The following is a 17,686-nucleotide window of genomic DNA, read 5'->3' on the forward strand; positions in this document are numbered from 1 at the left end:
TACCATCAGGATGGACTTTGACTATCGTACTATCCAGCGACATGTGATCCACTTCCAGCTGTATCAGCTTGTTTTGCTGAAGCGCGAGGAAAACCCGATCCAGGACGCCATTCCTGGCCCAACGGTTGGCGCGCGTGTAAATGCTGTGCCAATTGCCAAATTTCACAGGCAGACCACGCCACTTACAGCCGTGCTCTGCAACATACAGAATCGCGTTGAGCACTTCCAAATTCGAAAGTGTGACGTTACCCCGTTGTATCGGCAGTAGATTTTCAATAAGCTTGAATTGCGATGCGGATATTTCCATTCGGTAATTTTAATACAAATAGTGTTAACAGACCCTAGTCTTGTTCGTGGTGGTGGCCCCTTCATACCCACACCACCGGTTCATCCACTCCGGGACTGGCAACCCCTATCCAAGAGGTCTGGCTGAATCCGCCGAAAGAACATGCTACGTCCGTTGAGAATCTAAGCTACGCCGTGTGAAAAATCGGATATCTTTGTTGACAAATACTGGTTACCTGGATTTATGACGGTGGATCCAGGAGTGCCGGTGTTCGGTGTTCTGGAGGGCTAAAACACATCTATTCCGGATGAAAATTCAACCCTGCGGGCGATGCGTAAATTATGCGGAACATCTCTAAAACCCCGTCAAATCAGGCTGCGACAATATGTCACATTCTCAAGCAGAATGTTTGAGGGCATAATCGACTCATTATCTGTACCACCTCTGACATCCGGATTCATGTTTGCAATATGAAATAGATTCGTGAGAAGGAATGCAGGTTTTTCTTTCGGATCTTGTCTGGATAAGCAGCGTGCTCTACCGGTAAGTAGTTGCTTCCTCCTCTACTTCTGCCTGTCTTTTTACAGCCCTTTTGTAAATTGACAGGCATCCTTTTTTCTACTTTGTCTGGTCTGTATTTCATCGTTTCCCGATGATCGTCATCAAATTTCTGTTAGTTAGGTATTTTCTCTGTGATTTTCAGGAAAGGTTAGTGTAACTGTCAGACCACTATTTGCCGGTCTGGAAAAAGTGATAGTGGCAGCATGCAGATGGGCAATTTCCTGAACGATGGGCAGGCCCAGGCCGCAGCCGCCACTGATCGATCCCGGAATGCGGTAGAAGCGCTCGAATACCTTTTTGTGTTCTTCAGGTGGGATACCGGGCCCGTTATCTTCCACGGCCAGGCAGGGCCGGCTGGAATGGACGCCGCTGCGAACCGTGATCGTGCTACCGGCAGGGCAGTAGCGTAGTGCGTTATCGATCAGATTACCCAGGGCTTCACGCAGCATCCAGGCAATTCCTTCAGCGACTGCCGGTTGGATTTCGAAGCCGAGGTCGATATCTTTGGCAAGGGCACGGTCGATGAAGGTCGAGGCCGCGCTTTCCGCCAGTTCGTGCAGCGCTACCGGGTGGAAAGTCTGGTTGGCGGAAGCTGCCGGCTCAGTCTGGGCATAGATCAGCAACTGAGTAACCAGATGGGCGATACGTTCTGCTGCTTCCTCGATACGCGCCAGCCGTTCATCGTTGCGCACATATTTTCCTTCGGCCGCTACCAGTTCGATCTGGGTTTGTAAACCGGCAAGGGGCGTGCGCAGCTGGTGGGCCGCATCGGCCAGGAAGCGCTGTTGGGCGGCTGCCGCTGTACGCAGCGATTCGAACAGTTCATTGAGCCGGGTAAGCATCGGGCGAATTTCGCGTGGCGCGTGTCCGATGTCGAGCGCACGCAGATCACGGGGTGAGCGGCTGGCGATCTGGTTTTCGACATGTACCAGCGGTGCCAGCCCGCGTCGCACGCCAAAGTAGATCACTAGCAGCGTTGCAGCGATGATGATCAGATTGGGAATGATCGTTGCTGCCAGTATCCGGTTGCTGGCGTGCTCGCGTTCTCGCATGGTTTCAGCCACGGTGATGGTGATCTCATTGGCATCGACCATGATGAGCTGCGTGGTAGCGCGGATTTTTTCGCCTTGGTAGACATCATCGATGAATACCGGTCGTTTGTGGATCGCTCCGGGGTAAGCCGGCAGCTGGGCATCACCGATCAGCAGTTGTTTATTGGAGTCGCGAACAGCGAAGAAGATTTTGTCCACTGCGTCATGACGCAGCATGGCTTCTGCTTCCGGCGTCAGGCGCAGTTTGGGGCTCAACCCGACAGTCTGAATATAAGCCGCAATATCCAGTGCTGCATTATTCAGGGAATGGTCATAGGCGGTATCGGCAGTTTCCTGTGCCAAGCGGTAATCGAACAGGATGCTGCCGATGAAAACCGCGATCAGAGGAAGAAGTATCCATAGCAGCAATCGCTGCCGTAAACCCAGTGGGTGGGAAAAGCCGGATTTCATGAGTGACTCTGGTCGATACGATAGCCGATGCCGCGAACCGTGCGAATTTCGATCCCGCCCGGGGCGATCTTGGCGCGCAGACGTGATACGTGGACTTCGATGGCATTGGGGGTAATGTTCTTGTCCCAGCCTGTCAGGTTCTGCAGTAGTTTGTCCTTGCTGACTACGCGGGGAGAGGCCATCAGCAGGGTTTCGAGGATTGTCCATTCGCGCCGGGTCAGCAAAAGCGGCTGATCGTTCAATGTCGCTGTATAGCTGCCGGTATTGAGAACCAGTCGGTCATGCTGCAATTCGGTACTGGTGATCGAATGGGCGCGGCGGATCAGGGCGCGGATACGGGCGATCAGCTCCGGCAGGCGGAATGGTTTGGTCATATAGTCGTCCGCACCGATATCGAGGCCGGCAATGGTGTCTTCCATGCTGCCGCGTGCCGTCAGCACCAGCACGGGCAGGCACATTTTCCGGTGACGCAGTCGTTGCACGAGGGTCAATCCATCGATATCCGGCAGACCGATGTCTACCACGGCCAGATCAAAATTCTCTTCGCGGAGATGGCGTTCAGCACTTGCGGCGTTTCGTGCCACATCCACGGTATAGCCCGCGTTGGTCAGTCCCTGTTTGATGCCGCTTGCCACCAGAGAATCATCTTCGACAACCAGAATACGCATTGCTTTCCTCCAGTCAGCTCCATGGTAACACCCGATGTTTCCGGCAAACTGTGAAAAAATTGCGCCTGATTTGTCCTGGCCGGTTCCTTAAGGTTGTGTATGTTTGGGCCGTGCCAGCCGGTTGAACATCAGCGGCAGCAGCATCAGCGTGAAGAAAGTGGCGGAAATGATACCGCCGACGATGACGACCGCAAACGGGCGCTGGGTTTCCGAGCCGATGCCGTGAGAAAGTGCTGCTGGCAGCAACCCGAGGCCGGCCATCAGCGCCGTCATCAGAATCGGACGCAAACGCAATACCGCACCCTCCCGTACTGCTTCAGCGAATGATCGTCCTTTATGAAGCAGGCCAACGATTTCTTCGACCATGATCACGCCGTTCTGCACGGCAATACCCGATACCGCAATAAATCCGACGGCAGCCGAGATAGAGAGATGTAACCCCGACAGGGCCAGTCCGGTGAGGCCACCAATCAGCGTGAGCGGGGCGATCAGTAAAATGATGAAGGCCGAGCGCAGCGATTTGAATGCCCAGAACAGTAATACGAAGATGCCAAGCAGACTGGCGGGAACGATGATCATCAGCCGTTTCATCGCGCGCTGCTGGTTCTCGAACTGTCCACCCCAGGTGATGCGATAACCCGGTGGCAGGTGCACATGCTCGGTGACCTTTTTCTGGGCTTCACTGACGAAACTGCCCTGGTCGCGTCCCATCAGATTGGCTTTGACCGAAACGGCACGGCCGCCCGCCTCACGCGCAATACGGGAAGCGCCCTGGCGCACGTCGATACGGGCCAGTTCCCCCAGTGTCAGGAATGCACCGGTACTGCCCGGAATGGCGATCTGCAGGTTGGCAATATCGGTGATGGTGTGCCGATAATCCGGGGCCAGCCGGAGATTGACGTTGAAGCGCCGTTCACCTTCATAAAAACGGGTGATTGCACTGCCACCGAATGCAGTCTGAAAAAGAGTGTTGATTTCTGCGATGCTGATACCGTAACGCGCCAGCTTTTGCCGGTCCGGCGTGACGGTAACCTCGGTCTGGCCACCGACCTTGATGGCTGCTACATCGACTGCGCCACGGATATGATTGAGCAGGGTAACGATCTGTTCAGCCTTATCCTCCAGGATTTCCAGATCAGGGCCGAATACCTTGATGGCGATTTCACCTTTGACGCCGGACAGGGATTCTTCGACGTTATCCTGGATGACTTGTGAAAAATTGGTCGGCAGGCCCGGAATGGCCTTGAGCGAGTGCGACATGTCGGCCACCAGTTTCTCTTTGGAGCTGAAACGCCAGCTGCTGCGAGGATTCAGATCAGCCAGAATTTCCAGATTATTGGCTCCTTTGGGATCGGTGCCATCGTCCGGCCGGCCGACCTGAGCTACGACAGTCTTGACTTCCGGATAGGTGATCAGCTTGGCCCGTATTGCACGCTCTACTTCTTTCGATTGCTCCAGGTGGATGGAAGGAGGGAGTGCGATTGTCAGCCAGATGTTTCCTTCATCGAGCTTAGGCAGGAATTCCGTACCGATCACCGGCAGCAGGGTGAGTGCCCCTGCCAGTGAAGCGATGGTAATTCCGGCCATGATACGGGGACGCGTGTCCGTCCAGTCGAGCAGTTTCCGGTAACCGGTTTTCAGCCGTTCCATCCAGGTGAGGTGGAGTTCGGATATGGAACTGCGCTGCAGCAGGTAGGAGAGCAGCGCGGGAACCAGCGTAAGTGTCAGGATGATGGCGCCGATCAGCGCGAAAGAAAGGGTGAAGGCTACCGGAGAAAAGATTTTGCCTTCCACACGCTGGAAGGTGAATATCGGTACAAAGGCAAGAACGATGATCGCTTTTGAAAAAAGGATGGGCTTACCGAGATTGATGGCGGTCTGCCGCAGCGCATTGATGCGCCATTTGGCGGTATCCTGCCCGGATCCGGGCTCTTGCCGCAGCATCAGCCGTACCATCAGCGCTTCCACCAGCACTACGGCGCTGTCAATGATAATGCCGAAGTCGACTGCACCCAGTGAAATCAGGTTGGCTGATACGCCGCGTGCATTCATCATGATGAAGGCAAACAGCAATGTCAGTGGAATGATGCAGGCAACGATCAGAGAAGTCCGCCAGTCACGCAGGAATACGATCAGTACGGCCACTACCAGCAGTGCACCGAGAAGGAGATTTTCACCGACGGTAGCTACTGTGTGGTCCACCAGCTGGGTACGCTCGTAGATCGGGCGTATGTGCACGCCTTCAGGGAGCTTGGCTTGACTGTTGAGTTCATCTACCCGGGTCTTGAGCGTCTGGATGATCTTGCTTGGATCACTGCCTTTTATCATCAGCACGATCCCTTCGACGATTGAATCCTGGCTCAGGATCTTGCCATTATCGCCCTGTTGAGCGAGGGAAACGATGCCGGAGAGAGGGGTGTGCCCGCTGATTTCGATAGTAGCGACATCGCCCACGGTAATGGCTTTACCCTCGTGTGACATGATGACGGTGGCCGCTACATCTTCGACCGTATGGAAGAGACCGATGGCACGTAGTACCAGCCCTTCACCGCCACGGCGGATGATGCCACCACCGGTATTGGCATTGTTTTCACGGAGTGCCTGGCTGACCTGGTCCAGTGTCAGCCCGAATTTGCGCAGCGCATTCGGATCCACGTCAACCTGGATTTCCTTGACTGATCCACCAAAGCCGACGACATCTGCCACACCCGGTACACGTCTTAATTCCGGCCGGATAATCCAGTCCTGGATCGCACGGACTTCATACAGCGGCAGATTGGGTGGAGCATCTACCACATAGCGGTAAATTTCACCCACGGCAGTGGTAAGTGGCCCCAGAGTGGGCATTACGCCATCCGGCAGGTCGACAGTTTGCAGTTTTTCCAGGACTTGTGCACGTGCAAGACGATCCTCGGTACCATCGGCAAAAATCATGGTGATGACCGATAATCCGGTGATGGAAACCGAACGTAATTGGGTCATTTGAGGGATACCGCTCATTTCCCGTTCGATCGGGATAGTGACGCTGCGTTCGACTTCCTCTGGCGCCTGACCGACAACTTGGGTGATGACCTGAACCTGCACGTCCTGCACATCGGGAAAGGCCTCGATCGGCAGTTCGATGAAGGCTCGTATGCCCGCTATCAGCAGGGCGCCTACCATGACGAGAATGAACAGTCGCTGTTTGATCGAGAATGAAATAAGACGGCTGAGCATGTTAGTTACCGGCGGCAAGTTCAGAAGCAAGCAACATGGCGCCGTCGGTCACGACTTCTTCACCGGCTTGTACGCTGCTATTCTCCGGTTCGAGCCAGACAGATTCGGCATCCTGGAAAGCGATACGGATCTGTCGCTGGACGAATTGACCAGGAGCCGTTTCAATGAAAACCGTAGGATAAATTCCATGGGTGATCACCGATACCGCAGGCAGTCGGATGACATTGACAGCTTGTGAATCGGCCAGTCGGGCGCGGGCAAACATGGCCGGGCGAAGGCGTCCATCCGGGTTGTCGATTTCGGCACGTACCTGGACGCGACGAACATTTGGATCGAGCTGGGGCGCGATGCGAGTGATGGTGGCAAAGAAGGATTCGCCAGGAAATGCATCGAACGAGAGTAATAGTGGATTGTCGGTATGTACCCGGCCAATCAGGTGTTCCGGTACATCGACTTGTACCCACAGGCGGGACAGATTGGAGATGACGAACAGCGGCACACCCTGATCCGGGCGGACTTCCGTGCCCGGGTTGGCCTGGCGCTCGACTACGATGCCTGCAACAGGTGCACGCAATACGAGTTGTTCATTTTGAATTTTACTGTTGGGAGACAGGTTCCTGATTCGTAATCGGGCACGTTCTGTTTCCGCCGCCGCAATCTGCCATTCTGCTCTGGCACTTTCAACGTCACGTCGGGCGATAGCGTCACCCGCCAGCAGTTCTTGTGCTCGCTTGTAGGTAAGATGTTTTCGTAACACATCTGCTTCTGCTTTATGCAGATCGGCAAGGGCGGTACCAAAATCCGGCGAGTCCAGTGTCGCAAGGGGTGCACCCATGCTGACCTGATCACCAATTTCAGCGTGCAGTTGCAAAATACGGCCGGCGACTGCAGGAATGATACGGGCGGTATGATTTTCAGCCAGTGCCAGCCGGGCGGTCAGTGGTTCGCTTGCCGGTAACGGTGAAATGACGGCCCGGCTTGTCTTGACGTAGGCGAGCTGGGGGGCATTGGCTGGAAATACCAGATGGTCGGGATTGTGACTGGAATTGGTATTGTTGGTTTCCGAGTGGACAGCAGCTTGCCGGGAATGAAAATAGCCGGAGATGCCTGCGATTGCACTTCCCAGAATGAGGGCGATAGCAATAATTATTTTTTGATATCTGTGTTTCATCATGTAATTCATTGATGAATTGATTGATCTCGGCCTGGATGCGGGCGCGCCTGGCTGCTGGGCGGTATGACCTGCAAAATGAGGATGAACAGGATTGAACAGCGCATGACAGTCGATCTCCGTATGGGATGAATATAGACCGCCTCGACTTGCGTTTGCCTGACGAACAGCTGAAGTTGCGGTTTTTTTCCTGCTTGTGAGCGGGTTGGCCGGATCGGCCGTTGAATTACTGGAGAACCATCGGATCGATGGATTTATAGATTGGCGATCAAACCGAGTGCAGCAGTACGATCGTAAATGATCGCTTCATGTCTGTATCAGCTTGAGCTTGCCGGCTTCACGCGGATCCAGATTGATGTCATCCAGGCTGTTCCCATCATCGATCGGGTAAGCTGGTTCTGACAGCAGAGTCTGTACAAAAGGGGGCAAATTCAGCAGGGCGTGATGGGTACCGCCGCTGTAGAGTTTCAGATCGATCAGGCCGTTCTGCGTAAGGCGCGCATCGATCTCGGTAGCAGACAACGACAACGGATCTGCAGAATCAGATGCCATCGCCATTGCCCACAGGGTGCCATATAGCGGCACATATTGCAGATACGGACGTACTACACCGAATACATCGCGTAATGATGCCAGCAGGCGTGCCATTATCGGGCTGCGATAGATTGGTGACTGGATATGCAATGACAGGACACCGCCCGGTTTGAGTGCACGCCGGCAGGCACGGTAGAAATCACGTGTATACAGAGATATGGCGGGACCGAAAGGATCCGTGAGGTCCAGCACGATCTGGTCAAACTGGTTTTTACAGTTTCCAGTGAATGCGCGTCCATCCCCCAGATGCAGTTCCAGGCGCGGATCCTCAAAAGCCCCCCGATGCACTTTGGGTAACCATGTACGCGCCATATCGATGACATCACGGTCGAGCTCAGCCAGTACAACGCGCTCCATGTTCGGGTAACGCAGGAGGTTATAGGCTGTCCCCCCATCGCCACCGCCGACGACCAGTGCCTGGCGTGGATCGCCGTGGGTAATGGCTGGCAGGTGTACCATCGGTTCATGGTAAAAGAATTCATCCTGTTCCGAAGTCATGAAGCAGCCATCGATGCGCATGGCGCGCCCGAATAGCGGTGTCTGCACAATTTCGATGTGCTGCACGGGCGAATGACGTTCAGCCAGTAATTCTGTGGTGCGTAAATAAAAACCGAAATCCGGTGAGAGAGGTTCGACAGCAAAATCCTCTGCCATACTGGAAGGCGAGGGAGGTCGTTCAGAGGTGCTCATGCACGTACGACGCGGTGCAGATGGGGATCGGCCGGCTGAAATGCCTGCATCAGTGTTTTAAACAGACACTCGGCCTTGGCAGAATTATCACAGCTGTAACTGCATACGTATACATCGAGAGTGACATAATTATCTTCTGGCCAGGTGTGCAGCGCCAGATGTGATTCAGCCAGCATGATCGTGCCGGTTACTCCTTCACCTGGGCCAAAGCTGTGGAACAGACTGCCGACGGCGGTCAGGCCGGCATCGGCTACGGCTTGTTTACAGAAAGCTTCAAGTGCAGCAGTATCCGTCATCAAATCGGCGCCATTACGACAGCCGAACAGGTCACCGATGAGGTGCAATCCCGGCATTGCGCGTGTCACAAGGTGTTTACCACGCGGCGATACAGTAGCATCAACTACAGAGGTGGAATGGATATAAGGCAGAACACGCATGACGCATCTCCACGAAAAAGTGGTAAACAGGACATACCGTCCGAACAAGCCAGATCGAGGGCGGCTATATGAAAGCCGGCAGCCTGATCCTGACAGTGAAAATCAAATAAAAAGAAAATAAACGTACCTAACTTATCTGAGCGAGAAATCTTGCGGGTACGATCGTATTCGTATCATATCGCAGCAGGTTTGCGGAAAAAGAGGATATTTGAATATAACCTCTAAAAAACCTGGAATTTTAACTTTAATTCATCATGAGGGCAAATTGCCAGACGGAGGTTCCCTAAGGTGAGCAATCAGCGATCAGTATGCCGGGCGTGTTGATCTGGCCGATCGCAAGGCGATTGCCTGGCAGGGCGACAGCGGTTGCTACTGAATGACCATGTTTCCATCCGCCTTCCCATAGTAAGGTAGGTACGGTATCAGGGCCGAGCGACCGGGTATCGATGGCGTAGACGCCGGAAGGGGAGGGAATGTGTGGCGATACCAGCAGGTTCAGTGCGGTGAGATCGACCCGGCGCTGGCCTGCAATAAGGATGCGTTCACCATCGAGCCGGAGATTGTCGGGCCGTATGGGGAGTTCTGCCGAGGCATATTCACCGATTTCACCATTTTCTTTTGAGACGAAGCGGAGTCTGCGTTCCCAGTAGCTGGCAATGACCAGATCGCAACCGGCACAGGGCCGGATGATGCCATTGGCGTTTCTGAAATCCTGAGCCGGGGGAGGCTGGATCACTCCATTGTTGATTCGTACCAGGGCGGGCCAGGGAGTTGGCCTGAATGGCAGCAGGCCATATTCATCAAACCGGGTGATAGTAAGATGAAAACTCCTACTATCATCATTGCGGACGGCCTGAAGGCTGTTGGCTGCGGTAAGTCGGGCGCCGGTCTGGGTATCGGCTGGTGTCGCAAGCGTTGCTTTAGTGATTTCACCGCCGCTGATGTCCAGCTGCCAGATACGTACTGACTGTGGCCGGGCGATGTCGATGACGAATAGTGTACCTTCTCCGGGAGTGTTGCCAGGTACCAGTGACATTCCCAATGGTTCGAAGTCATCTTCGCTGGCATTGTTTCCGGGCCGCCATGCATACCGTGTGGATGCCGGTGTGTTTTCCCGGGAAATATCGACACTGCCCAAACGCCACTGGCCTGTTTTACATTCCGGGTCGCTGCTATCATTGCATCGTTCACGGATGAAAAGCCGGGTGATATTACCGGTCGGGTCCAGTGGCAGCACAGCAATGTCTTCACTGCCTCCTCCCCGGGTTTCGATCGTCATGACCGGTTCGCCGGTGCAGAGTGCGTTACCTTTCACCACGCACCCGGTCAGCAGTATGCTGGCTGGAATGCTCAGGATGAGCAGGCGGATATTGCGGCGGAACGTGAAGGGAGTGAACGTAAAATTCAATACTGTTGTGAAAAATGACTGAATCACAGGAGCAGTAAAGCAGTAATTTTGTTTCCCTGGGAGGACTGAAGTGACCGCATTGCAGAGATACCGATACAACCCGTGCTCATAACGGGAATCGTATGCTGTCAGATTTTGGTATAGTTCCGAAAGGAAGATTTATCAGGAAAGTTTTCCGGTCATTTATTATGACCATTTCTGGTGCCCAGAAGAGGACTCGAACCTCCACACCCGAAGGCACATGGACCTGAACCATGCGCGTCTACCAATTCCGCCATCTGGGCATTATCCTGATCATTACTGTGCTGATCTGCCGTCAGCCGATTCTGTGGGAACCGGGCTAAACAAGGCCGGCGCAGAAAGATCGTAAATTCTATAGGAAACCTTCGATTTGTCAATCAAGAGAAAAAGAAACAAGAAAAATCAGCTTCGTGAACTCGATCCCTTTCTTAAACGTGAGCAGACCCGTTACGGGCAAGCGCTGCCCAGTCGTGAATTCATCCTGGAAGTACTGGATAAACAGGGGGTGCCGATCAGTGAATCCAAACTATTGAAACTGCTGGATATTACATCCGAAGAATCCGAATTCTTTCGTCGCCGGCTGGCTGCGATGATTCGTGAAGGGCAGATCATCTGTAATCGCAAGGGCGATATTTGTGTAACCGAAAAACTGGAACTCGTAAAAGGGGTTGTTCAAGGCCATAGCGATGGTTTTGGTTTTCTGATTCCGGATGATGGCAGCACTGATCTGTTCCTGACTCCCAAAGAGATGCACAAAGTGCTGCATGGTGATCGCGTCATTGCCAGGGTTACCAATATCGTGGATCGGCGGGGGCGGCGGGAATGCAGAATCATCAGAGTTCTGGAGAGCGTCAATACGCAGCTGGTCGGAAGATTATTCGAAGAACACGGTATTTTCTTCGTCGTGGCTGAAGATAAGCGGATCAACCAGGATATTCTCATCCCCAAGGAAAATATCATGGATGCGCATGCCGGGCAGATCGTTGTGGCACGCATCATTCAGCAGCCAAGGGAGCATGCCCAGCCGATTGGACATATTATCGAGATCCTGGGGGATTATGCTGCGCCAGGCATGGAGATCGAAATCGCGTTGCGCAAGTTTGATTTACCCCACGAATTTCCACCGGAAGTTATCTCTGTCAAATTTCCCCAGAAAGTTCTGAAGAAAGATCTCACTAAACGGGAGGATATTCGTCATCTGCCGCTGGTGACGATCGACAGTGAAACAGCGCGGGATTTTGACGATGCTGTTCATTGTTGTCAGGAAGGAAAGGATTATCGGCTATTTGTTGCCATTGCCGATGTCAGCCATTATGTCCGTGATCAGGATGCTCTGGATAAAGAAGCATTCAATCGGGGTAATTCAGTTTATTTCCCGCGGCGGGTCATTCCGATGCTGCCGGAAGTGCTTTCCAATGGATTGTGTTCACTCAATCCGCAGGTAGATCGCCTGTGTATGGTATGTGAAATGCTTTGGACGGCCAGAGGAGAACTGGTCGAATATCGTTTTTATCCGGCAGTGATGCTTTCTCACGCGCGCCTGACGTATAACATCGTTGCCGAACTGCTGGATCAGCCAAAAGGGGCGGTTGCCAAAGAACACAGACAACTGCTGCCACATATTCAATTGTTGTACCGTTTGTTCAAGGTGTTGCACAAATCCCGCGTAAAGCGGGGCGCAATTGATTTCGAAACCATTGAAACAGAAATGGTTTTCAATGATCAGGGCAAGATCGAGCAGATATACCCGGTAAAGCGTAATGATGCTCATCGTCTGATCGAGGAATGTATGCTGGCGGCCAATGTGTGCGCGGCTGATTTTTTGCAGAAGCACGAGCAACCCGTTTTATACCGGATTCATGAAGGGCCGACTGATGAAAAGCTGGTAGCACTGCGGGATTTTCTGAAAGAGTTTGGCCTGCAGTTACGTGGCGGTGAAAAACCCCAGGCCAGAGACTATGCCCGGATACTCGATCGCATCAAGGAGCGGGCAGATGCGCAATTGCTGCAAACGGTGATGTTGAGATCGCTCAGTCAGGCTATGTACAATCCGGATAATATCGGGCATTTTGGTCTGGCCTATGAAATGTATACTCATTTTACTTCACCCATCCGGCGTTATCCGGATCTGCTGGTGCATCGTGCCATCAAGGCAGTACTTGCGGATAAACAGTATGAACCGGGTGATTGGCATGAAATCGGCAAACATTGTTCGCAAACGGAGCGGCGTGCCGATGAAGCTACGCGAGAAGTTCAATCCTGGCTCAAGTGTTTTTACATGCAGGATAAAATTGGCGATTGCTTTGGGGGTGTGGTCACAGGAGTAACTGCCTTTGGACTGTTCGTCACTCTGGATGAGATTTATGTCGAGGGTCTGGTTTATATTTCAGAACTGCCCAGTGATTATTTTCATTATGATGCAGTCAAGCATGTACTGCGCGGCGAGCGGAGTGGAATCAGTTTCCGGTTGGGTGACAGGCTGCAGGTAAAATTGGTCCGGGTCGATCTGGCGACGCGCAAGATCGATTTCATCCTTGCAGATAACAGCGTACGCAAGAAATCCAGCAGGTAACATTCACTCTCCCAATACAGCACATGACCCATTCTCAATATATTTTTGGTTTCCATGCCATTACCAGTCGCTTGCGTCAGCATCCGGACAGCATCAAGGAAATTTATCTGGATACCAATCGGCATGATCAGCGGGCGCGTGATCTGATGAGTCTGGCTGAAACCACTTCTACTCGCCTGATTCTCTGTGAACAGGATCGACTGTGCAAAATGACGGGCACTACTCGCCATCAGGGTGTAGCAGCCCATGTTACGAAGTTGCGCCGGTACGCTACACTCGAAGATTTACTGGAAGGATTGACCGAGCCGGCATTGTTACTGGTGCTGGATGGCGTCAAGGATCCGCACAATCTGGGAGCATGTTTGCGCGTGGCAGATGCATTTGGTGTGCATGCGGTAGTGGTTCCCAAGGATCGGGCGGTCGGTTTGTCAGCAACGGTTCATAAGGTCGCCAGTGGCGCGGTAGATACCGTCCCTTTTTTTGCAGTGACTAATTTGGCCAGAACACTGAGAGAACTGAAAGAGATGGGTCTCTGGATTGTTGGAACTGCTGCTGATGCGCCTGATACCCTCGATTCTGTCACGCTGACAAGGCCTCTCGCCTGGGTATTGGGTGCAGAAGACGGGGGCATGCGCCGCCTGACCCGGGAAGCATGCGATCTGCTGGTGAGCATTCCCATGAGCGGTAGTATCGAAAGCCTGAATGTATCAGTCAGTGCCGGGATTTGCCTGTTTGAAACGTTCCGGCAGCATTCACAAAGAACGGGATCCGGGCTAAATGTCCCGGCTCCGAAAAATGCAGTTTGAATCAGACGTTGCTTGAACTGGTTTCATACCCGGCCCAGCTGTCAAGCATGAGCCAAGTATGAATGATGGCGGGAAGAAACGAAATGCAGAATCTGATGCTGAGGACTGTCAGGGTTGTTGTTCACCAGTCGGATCGGTAACGAAACCGATACGTGCCAGCCCGGCTGAAGCAGCAATACTCATGACCTTGGCTACGAGTTCATAGTGTGTGTCGCGATCAGCACGAATATGTAACTCAGTTTGCTGGGATTGTTCAACTGCCGCGGCAAAACGTGAAGGTAGCTGGTCCAGCGTAACAGGTTCTCCCCCCCAGTAAAAACTGCCATCTGCACGTATGGCAAATTCGATGTGTTCCGGTTGGGTCAGATTGGGAGAGCTGGATGCCTTGGGCAAATCGACTTTGACCGAGTGTGTCAGCAGTGGCGCGGTAATCATGAAGATGATCAACAGTACCAGCATGACATCTACCAACGGTACGACATTGATTTCAGACATGGCGGTCTTGCTCTGATAACGGGATGAATCGCCAAAAGCCATTAGTGTCCCTCTCCACTAGCGATACCTGCTGTTGCATTTGCCAGTCCGGCTGCCGGGGCACTGCGCTGCGAAGTCGTTGTAACGACTTTCAGAGGGGCTTTCTCACTGTTTTCTCCGCCTACTTTGCTGCCCACCGTCAGGATCGTATAAAGATCATGTGCAAAACTGTCCAGTTGGGCCATCCACAAACGATTACGCCGTGTAAAGGCGTTGAAGGCCAGTACCGCCGGGATGGCGACTGCCAGACCCAGTGCCGTCATGATCAGTGCTTCACCTACCGGGCCAGCCACTTTGTCCAGAGTACCCTGGCCAGACAGTCCGATCTGGATCAGGGCATGATAAATTCCCCAGACTGTACCGAACAGACCGATATATGGTGCGGCAGAACCTGCTGAAGCGATGATGGTGAGGCCATTTTCAATACGTGCAGCTTCCTGATCCAGGCTGTTGCGCAGTGAACGGGTGAGCAGCTCGTTGATACCGCCAGCTGCTGCCAGTTTTTCCAGTCCGTGTTTTTGGGAATCCGTTGTAACGCCCAGTGCCGTTTTGGCCAGCTGGATGAATGCATGATTGCCGGTCATGGTTCTGATCTCGGTTTCGAGCTGCGGAATGGTATCAATATTCCAGAAGTGCTTGAGAAAAGCATTTGCACGGCGTGAAGCAATCGTATTGCTGATACTTTTGGTGACGATCAGATACCAGCTTGCTACTGACAAGGCAAGCAGGAGGACCAGCACACACATTCCGACATGATCGATCTGTGTCAGAAAATTAGAGAAACCAAGCGCTTTTTCCATCAATTAACTTCCTTCGATAACAAAATTAAAAGGTTGCAGGGCAACTGCCGGTACAGGGTGGCCATTACGCGTTGCCGGCCGGCAACGCCAGGTTTTGACAGCCGATAGAGCAGCATTATCCAGTCTTGAATAACCGCTGCTTTGGACGATTTTGGCTTTGCCTATCCGTCCCGTTTCATCCAGTTCCACCTGAAGCACCAGTTTTCCTTCCTCACCCAGACGACGGGACAGAGCAGGATAGGCAGGACTGGCCAGATCCGGACAGGACACAGAGAGTTCGGAAGACAGGGTAACGGGACCTGTCGGCATCTGTGCGGGTTTTGCTGCTATGACCGATTCACTGACTGTTTTCTTTTCTGGTTCCGGTTCAGGCTCATGTTCTTCAACAGGGGGAGGGGCAACATATTCCTGTGGCGTAACGGCAGGTGTTTTGGCGACCAGTTGATGCTTGGGCTGCGGCTGTACTTTTTTGACCGGGGGTGTGGGTTTGACCTGGGGAGGCGCGTGCTCCGCTTTCAATTCCACCTTGGGTGCTTTGGCAGCTTCTTCCTGTTTTTCAGGGGGGGCAATGAATTGTGCGTAGAGCGTGATCGTATCCGGGGTCGTGGTGCTGAAGCGATGATGCCACAAGCCGTAGAGTACAGCAGCGTGCGTTGCCACTACAACCAGGAAGCTGACAAGGGAAAGACCGGTAAGGGCCGGTTTATGACGAATTTTAGTCATACGATATATGTGTGTTTATGAGTTACGCGATTTCAGGGTTAACTGATTGAAATTACTGAAACTAAAACGCCTGAATTACTTGGATCAGGGACCCTTGGATACCAACTTTAGAATGCTATCAGAACTGATAACGATTATCAATATCTTGGTCGCTTTGTTCAGAATTTTAGATCAACCCGACACGGTATACAATGCGACATTTTGTCGCAGAGAGAATATTTAAATGAGGATCACGTCGTACTGTTCCTGTGTATAGGACGCGCCTACCTGCAATCCTATCGGCCGGGCAATGAAATCCCCCAGCTGGGCGAGGCTCTGAGATTCTTCATCCAGAAAAAGGTCGATCACCGGTTGTGAGGCCAGGATACGAAACTCCTTGGCATCGAACTGCCGGGATTCTCGCAACAGTTCGCGCAAAATTTCATAGCAGATGGTTTGTGCCGTCCTGATCTCTCCACGTCCCTGGCAGGTGGGGCAGGTTTCGCAAAGAATTTGTGCCAGGCTTTCACGTGTGCGCTTGCGGGTCATTTCGACCAGCCCCAGTGCAGTGAAGCCGTTGACGGTCATTTTGGTCCGGTCTTTCTGCAGGGCTTTGTTGAATTCGGCCAGCACTGCAGCACGGTGTTCCTCACGATCCATATCAATGAAATCGATGATGATGATGCCACCCAGATTGCGTAAGCGCAGCTGCCGTGCAATTACCTGAGCGGCTTCGAGGTTGGTTTTGAATATGGTGTCATCAAAATTCCGTATTCCGACGAATCCACCTGTGTTGACGTCCATCGTAGTCAGCGCTTCGGTCTGATCGATGATGACGTACCCTCCGGATTTCAGATCCACACGCCGTGCCAGTGATTTCTCGATTTCCTGTTCGACACCATATAAATCGAACAATGGCCGTTCCCCGATATAGTGGCTGATTTTTTCCAGATCACTCATCATGTATTCATGGGCAAAAGTGGTCAGTTTCTGGAATGTCTCGCGCGAATCCACCCGGACACGGTAGGTGTCGGCATTGACGAAGTCGCGTAATACCCGGAGGCTCAAATCCAGATCCTGGTAAAGCAGTGAGGGGGAAGAGATGGTAAGCGATTTTTTCTGGATATCCTGCCAGAGCTTGTGCAGATAAACGATGTCGGCCTGTAATTCCGGCTCCTCGGCTGTTTCGGCCATGGTTCGAATGATATAGCCGCCGGTGGAATCGGGTGGAAGGATATTCTGTAATTTCTGGCGTAGCGATTCGCGCTCACTATTGTCCTCGATGCGCTGTGAGACACCAATATAGGATTCCTGTGGCAGGTAGACCAGTAAACGTCCGGCAAGGCTGACCTGAGTGGAGAGCCGCGCTCCTTTCACACCGATTGCATCTTTCACTACCTGCACGAGGATGTTGCTGCCTTCTGAAAGGAGCTGCTCGATCGGTTTGTGATGATCATTCTGGCTGGATTCGTGGATATCCGCTACATGCAGGAAGGCTGCTCGTTCCAGGCCGATATCGATGAAAGCGGACTGCATGCCTGGTAATACGCGGCTGACACGTCCGTTATAAATGTTGCCCACGATGCCTCGGCTGCTGGTACGTTCAATGTGCAATTCCTGGGTGATGCCATGTTCGATGATGGCAACGCGTGTTTCCTGGGGGGGTGACGTTGATGAGAATCTCACTGCTCATATCAGACTGGGGTCCGGTAGTTATG

The 17,686-nt window shown here is 52.8% G+C and carries 13 protein-coding genes, 1 tRNA gene and 1 pseudogene; 2 read left to right on the forward strand and 13 right to left on the reverse strand.

Features of this window, described 5'->3' with window-relative positions; all coding sequences use genetic code 11:
• The 9 genes from B5D58_RS04540 to B5D58_RS04580 all read right to left on the reverse strand — a co-directional run.
• A partial coding sequence (locus B5D58_RS04540; protein WP_078737650.1) for a transposase occupies positions 1–307 on the reverse strand: 307 nt, incomplete at its 3' end.
• 656 nt (positions 308–963) lie between these two features.
• Complete coding sequence (locus B5D58_RS04545; RefSeq protein ID WP_011110978.1) at positions 964–2,349, reverse strand: sensor histidine kinase; 1,386 nt, start codon at positions 2,347–2,349, stop codon at positions 964–966.
• Positions 2,346–3,017, reverse strand: coding sequence for a response regulator (locus B5D58_RS04550; RefSeq protein ID WP_011110979.1), 672 nt, complete (start codon positions 3,015–3,017; stop codon positions 2,346–2,348). Before B5D58_RS04550 ends, B5D58_RS04545 begins: the two co-directional genes overlap by 4 nt.
• Positions 3,018–3,104: 87 nt before the next feature.
• Positions 3,105–6,233, reverse strand: coding sequence for an efflux RND transporter permease subunit (locus B5D58_RS04555; RefSeq protein WP_011110980.1), 3,129 nt, complete (start codon positions 6,231–6,233; stop codon positions 3,105–3,107).
• Between the two features lies 1 nt (position 6,234).
• Positions 6,235–7,404, reverse strand: a complete 1,170-nt coding sequence (locus B5D58_RS04560) for an efflux RND transporter periplasmic adaptor subunit (RefSeq protein ID WP_234988999.1) — start codon at positions 7,402–7,404, stop codon at positions 6,235–6,237.
• Positions 7,405–7,710: 306 nt separating this feature from the next.
• The gene (gene speE / locus B5D58_RS04565) at positions 7,711–8,688 is read right to left on the reverse strand and encodes a polyamine aminopropyltransferase (RefSeq protein ID WP_011110982.1); all 978 of its coding nucleotides are present in this window, start codon (positions 8,686–8,688) and stop codon (positions 7,711–7,713) included.
• A complete protein-coding gene (speD, locus tag B5D58_RS04570) occupies positions 8,685–9,125 on the reverse strand; it encodes an adenosylmethionine decarboxylase (RefSeq protein WP_011110983.1) in 441 nt (146 codons plus the stop codon). The genes speE and speD overlap by 4 nt, the downstream gene beginning before the upstream one ends.
• A gap of 283 nt (positions 9,126–9,408) precedes the next feature.
• Positions 9,409–10,533, reverse strand: coding sequence for a hypothetical protein (locus B5D58_RS04575; protein WP_143023702.1), 1,125 nt, complete (start codon positions 10,531–10,533; stop codon positions 9,409–9,411).
• Positions 10,534–10,732: 199 nt separating this feature from the next.
• Positions 10,733–10,817, reverse strand: a tRNA-Leu gene (locus tag B5D58_RS04580).
• 107 nt (positions 10,818–10,924) lie between these two features.
• Here B5D58_RS04580 and rnr point away from each other — a divergent pair.
• Both rnr and rlmB read left to right on the forward strand, forming a co-directional pair.
• Complete coding sequence (gene rnr / locus B5D58_RS04585) at positions 10,925–13,126, forward strand: ribonuclease R (RefSeq protein ID WP_011110985.1); 2,202 nt, start codon at positions 10,925–10,927, stop codon at positions 13,124–13,126.
• A 23-nt stretch (positions 13,127–13,149) separates the two neighbouring features.
• A complete protein-coding gene (gene rlmB, locus B5D58_RS04590; protein WP_011110986.1) occupies positions 13,150–13,932 on the forward strand; it encodes a 23S rRNA (guanosine(2251)-2'-O)-methyltransferase RlmB in 783 nt (260 codons plus the stop codon).
• Positions 13,933–14,040: 108 nt separating this feature from the next.
• On the opposite strand, the gene B5D58_RS04595 is transcribed toward rlmB, so the two are convergent.
• The 4 genes and pseudogenes from B5D58_RS04595 to rng all read right to left on the reverse strand — a co-directional run bounded on the left by B5D58_RS04595 (position 14,041) and on the right by rng (position 17,661).
• Positions 14,041–14,469, reverse strand: coding sequence for an ExbD/TolR family protein (locus B5D58_RS04595; RefSeq protein ID WP_011110987.1), 429 nt, complete (start codon positions 14,467–14,469; stop codon positions 14,041–14,043).
• On the reverse strand, positions 14,469–15,266 hold the full coding sequence (locus B5D58_RS04600) for a MotA/TolQ/ExbB proton channel family protein (protein WP_041356396.1): 798 nt from the start codon (positions 15,264–15,266) through the stop codon (positions 14,469–14,471). Before B5D58_RS04600 ends, B5D58_RS04595 begins: the two co-directional genes overlap by 1 nt.
• Positions 15,267–15,269: 3 nt before the next feature.
• Positions 15,270–15,989, reverse strand: coding sequence for an energy transducer TonB (locus B5D58_RS04605; protein WP_011110989.1), 720 nt, complete (start codon positions 15,987–15,989; stop codon positions 15,270–15,272).
• Positions 15,990–16,208: 219 nt separating this feature from the next.
• Positions 16,209–17,661, reverse strand: a pseudogene (gene rng / locus B5D58_RS04610) (ribonuclease G).
• Positions 17,662–17,686: the final 25 nt, after the last annotated feature.

Origin of the sequence: Nitrosomonas europaea (genome assembly GCF_900167395.1) — a bacterium.
In the GTDB taxonomy this organism is placed as follows: domain Bacteria; phylum Pseudomonadota; class Gammaproteobacteria; order Burkholderiales; family Nitrosomonadaceae; genus Nitrosomonas; species Nitrosomonas europaea.

Coding starts and splice junctions, on each gene's coding strand:
- B5D58_RS04545 (WP_011110978.1), bottom strand. CDS start 2,349: ATGAAATCCGGCTTTTCCCACCCACTGGGTTTACGGCAGCGATTGCTG.
- B5D58_RS04550 (WP_011110979.1), bottom strand. CDS start 3,017: ATGCGTATTCTGGTTGTCGAAGATGATTCTCTGGTGGCAAGCGGCATC.
- B5D58_RS04555 (WP_011110980.1), bottom strand. CDS start 6,233: ATGCTCAGCCGTCTTATTTCATTCTCGATCAAACAGCGACTGTTCATT.
- B5D58_RS04560 (WP_234988999.1), bottom strand. CDS start 7,404: ATGAAACACAGATATCAAAAAATAATTATTGCTATCGCCCTCATTCTG.
- speE (WP_011110982.1), bottom strand. CDS start 8,688: ATGAGCACCTCTGAACGACCTCCCTCGCCTTCCAGTATGGCAGAGGAT.
- speD (WP_011110983.1), bottom strand. CDS start 9,125: ATGCGTGTTCTGCCTTATATCCATTCCACCTCTGTAGTTGATGCTACT.
- rlmB (WP_011110986.1), top strand. CDS start 13,150: ATGACCCATTCTCAATATATTTTTGGTTTCCATGCCATTACCAGTCGC.
- B5D58_RS04595 (WP_011110987.1), bottom strand. CDS start 14,469: ATGGCTTTTGGCGATTCATCCCGTTATCAGAGCAAGACCGCCATGTCT.
- B5D58_RS04600 (WP_041356396.1), bottom strand. CDS start 15,266: ATGGAAAAAGCGCTTGGTTTCTCTAATTTTCTGACACAGATCGATCAT.
- B5D58_RS04605 (WP_011110989.1), bottom strand. CDS start 15,989: ATGACTAAAATTCGTCATAAACCGGCCCTTACCGGTCTTTCCCTTGTC.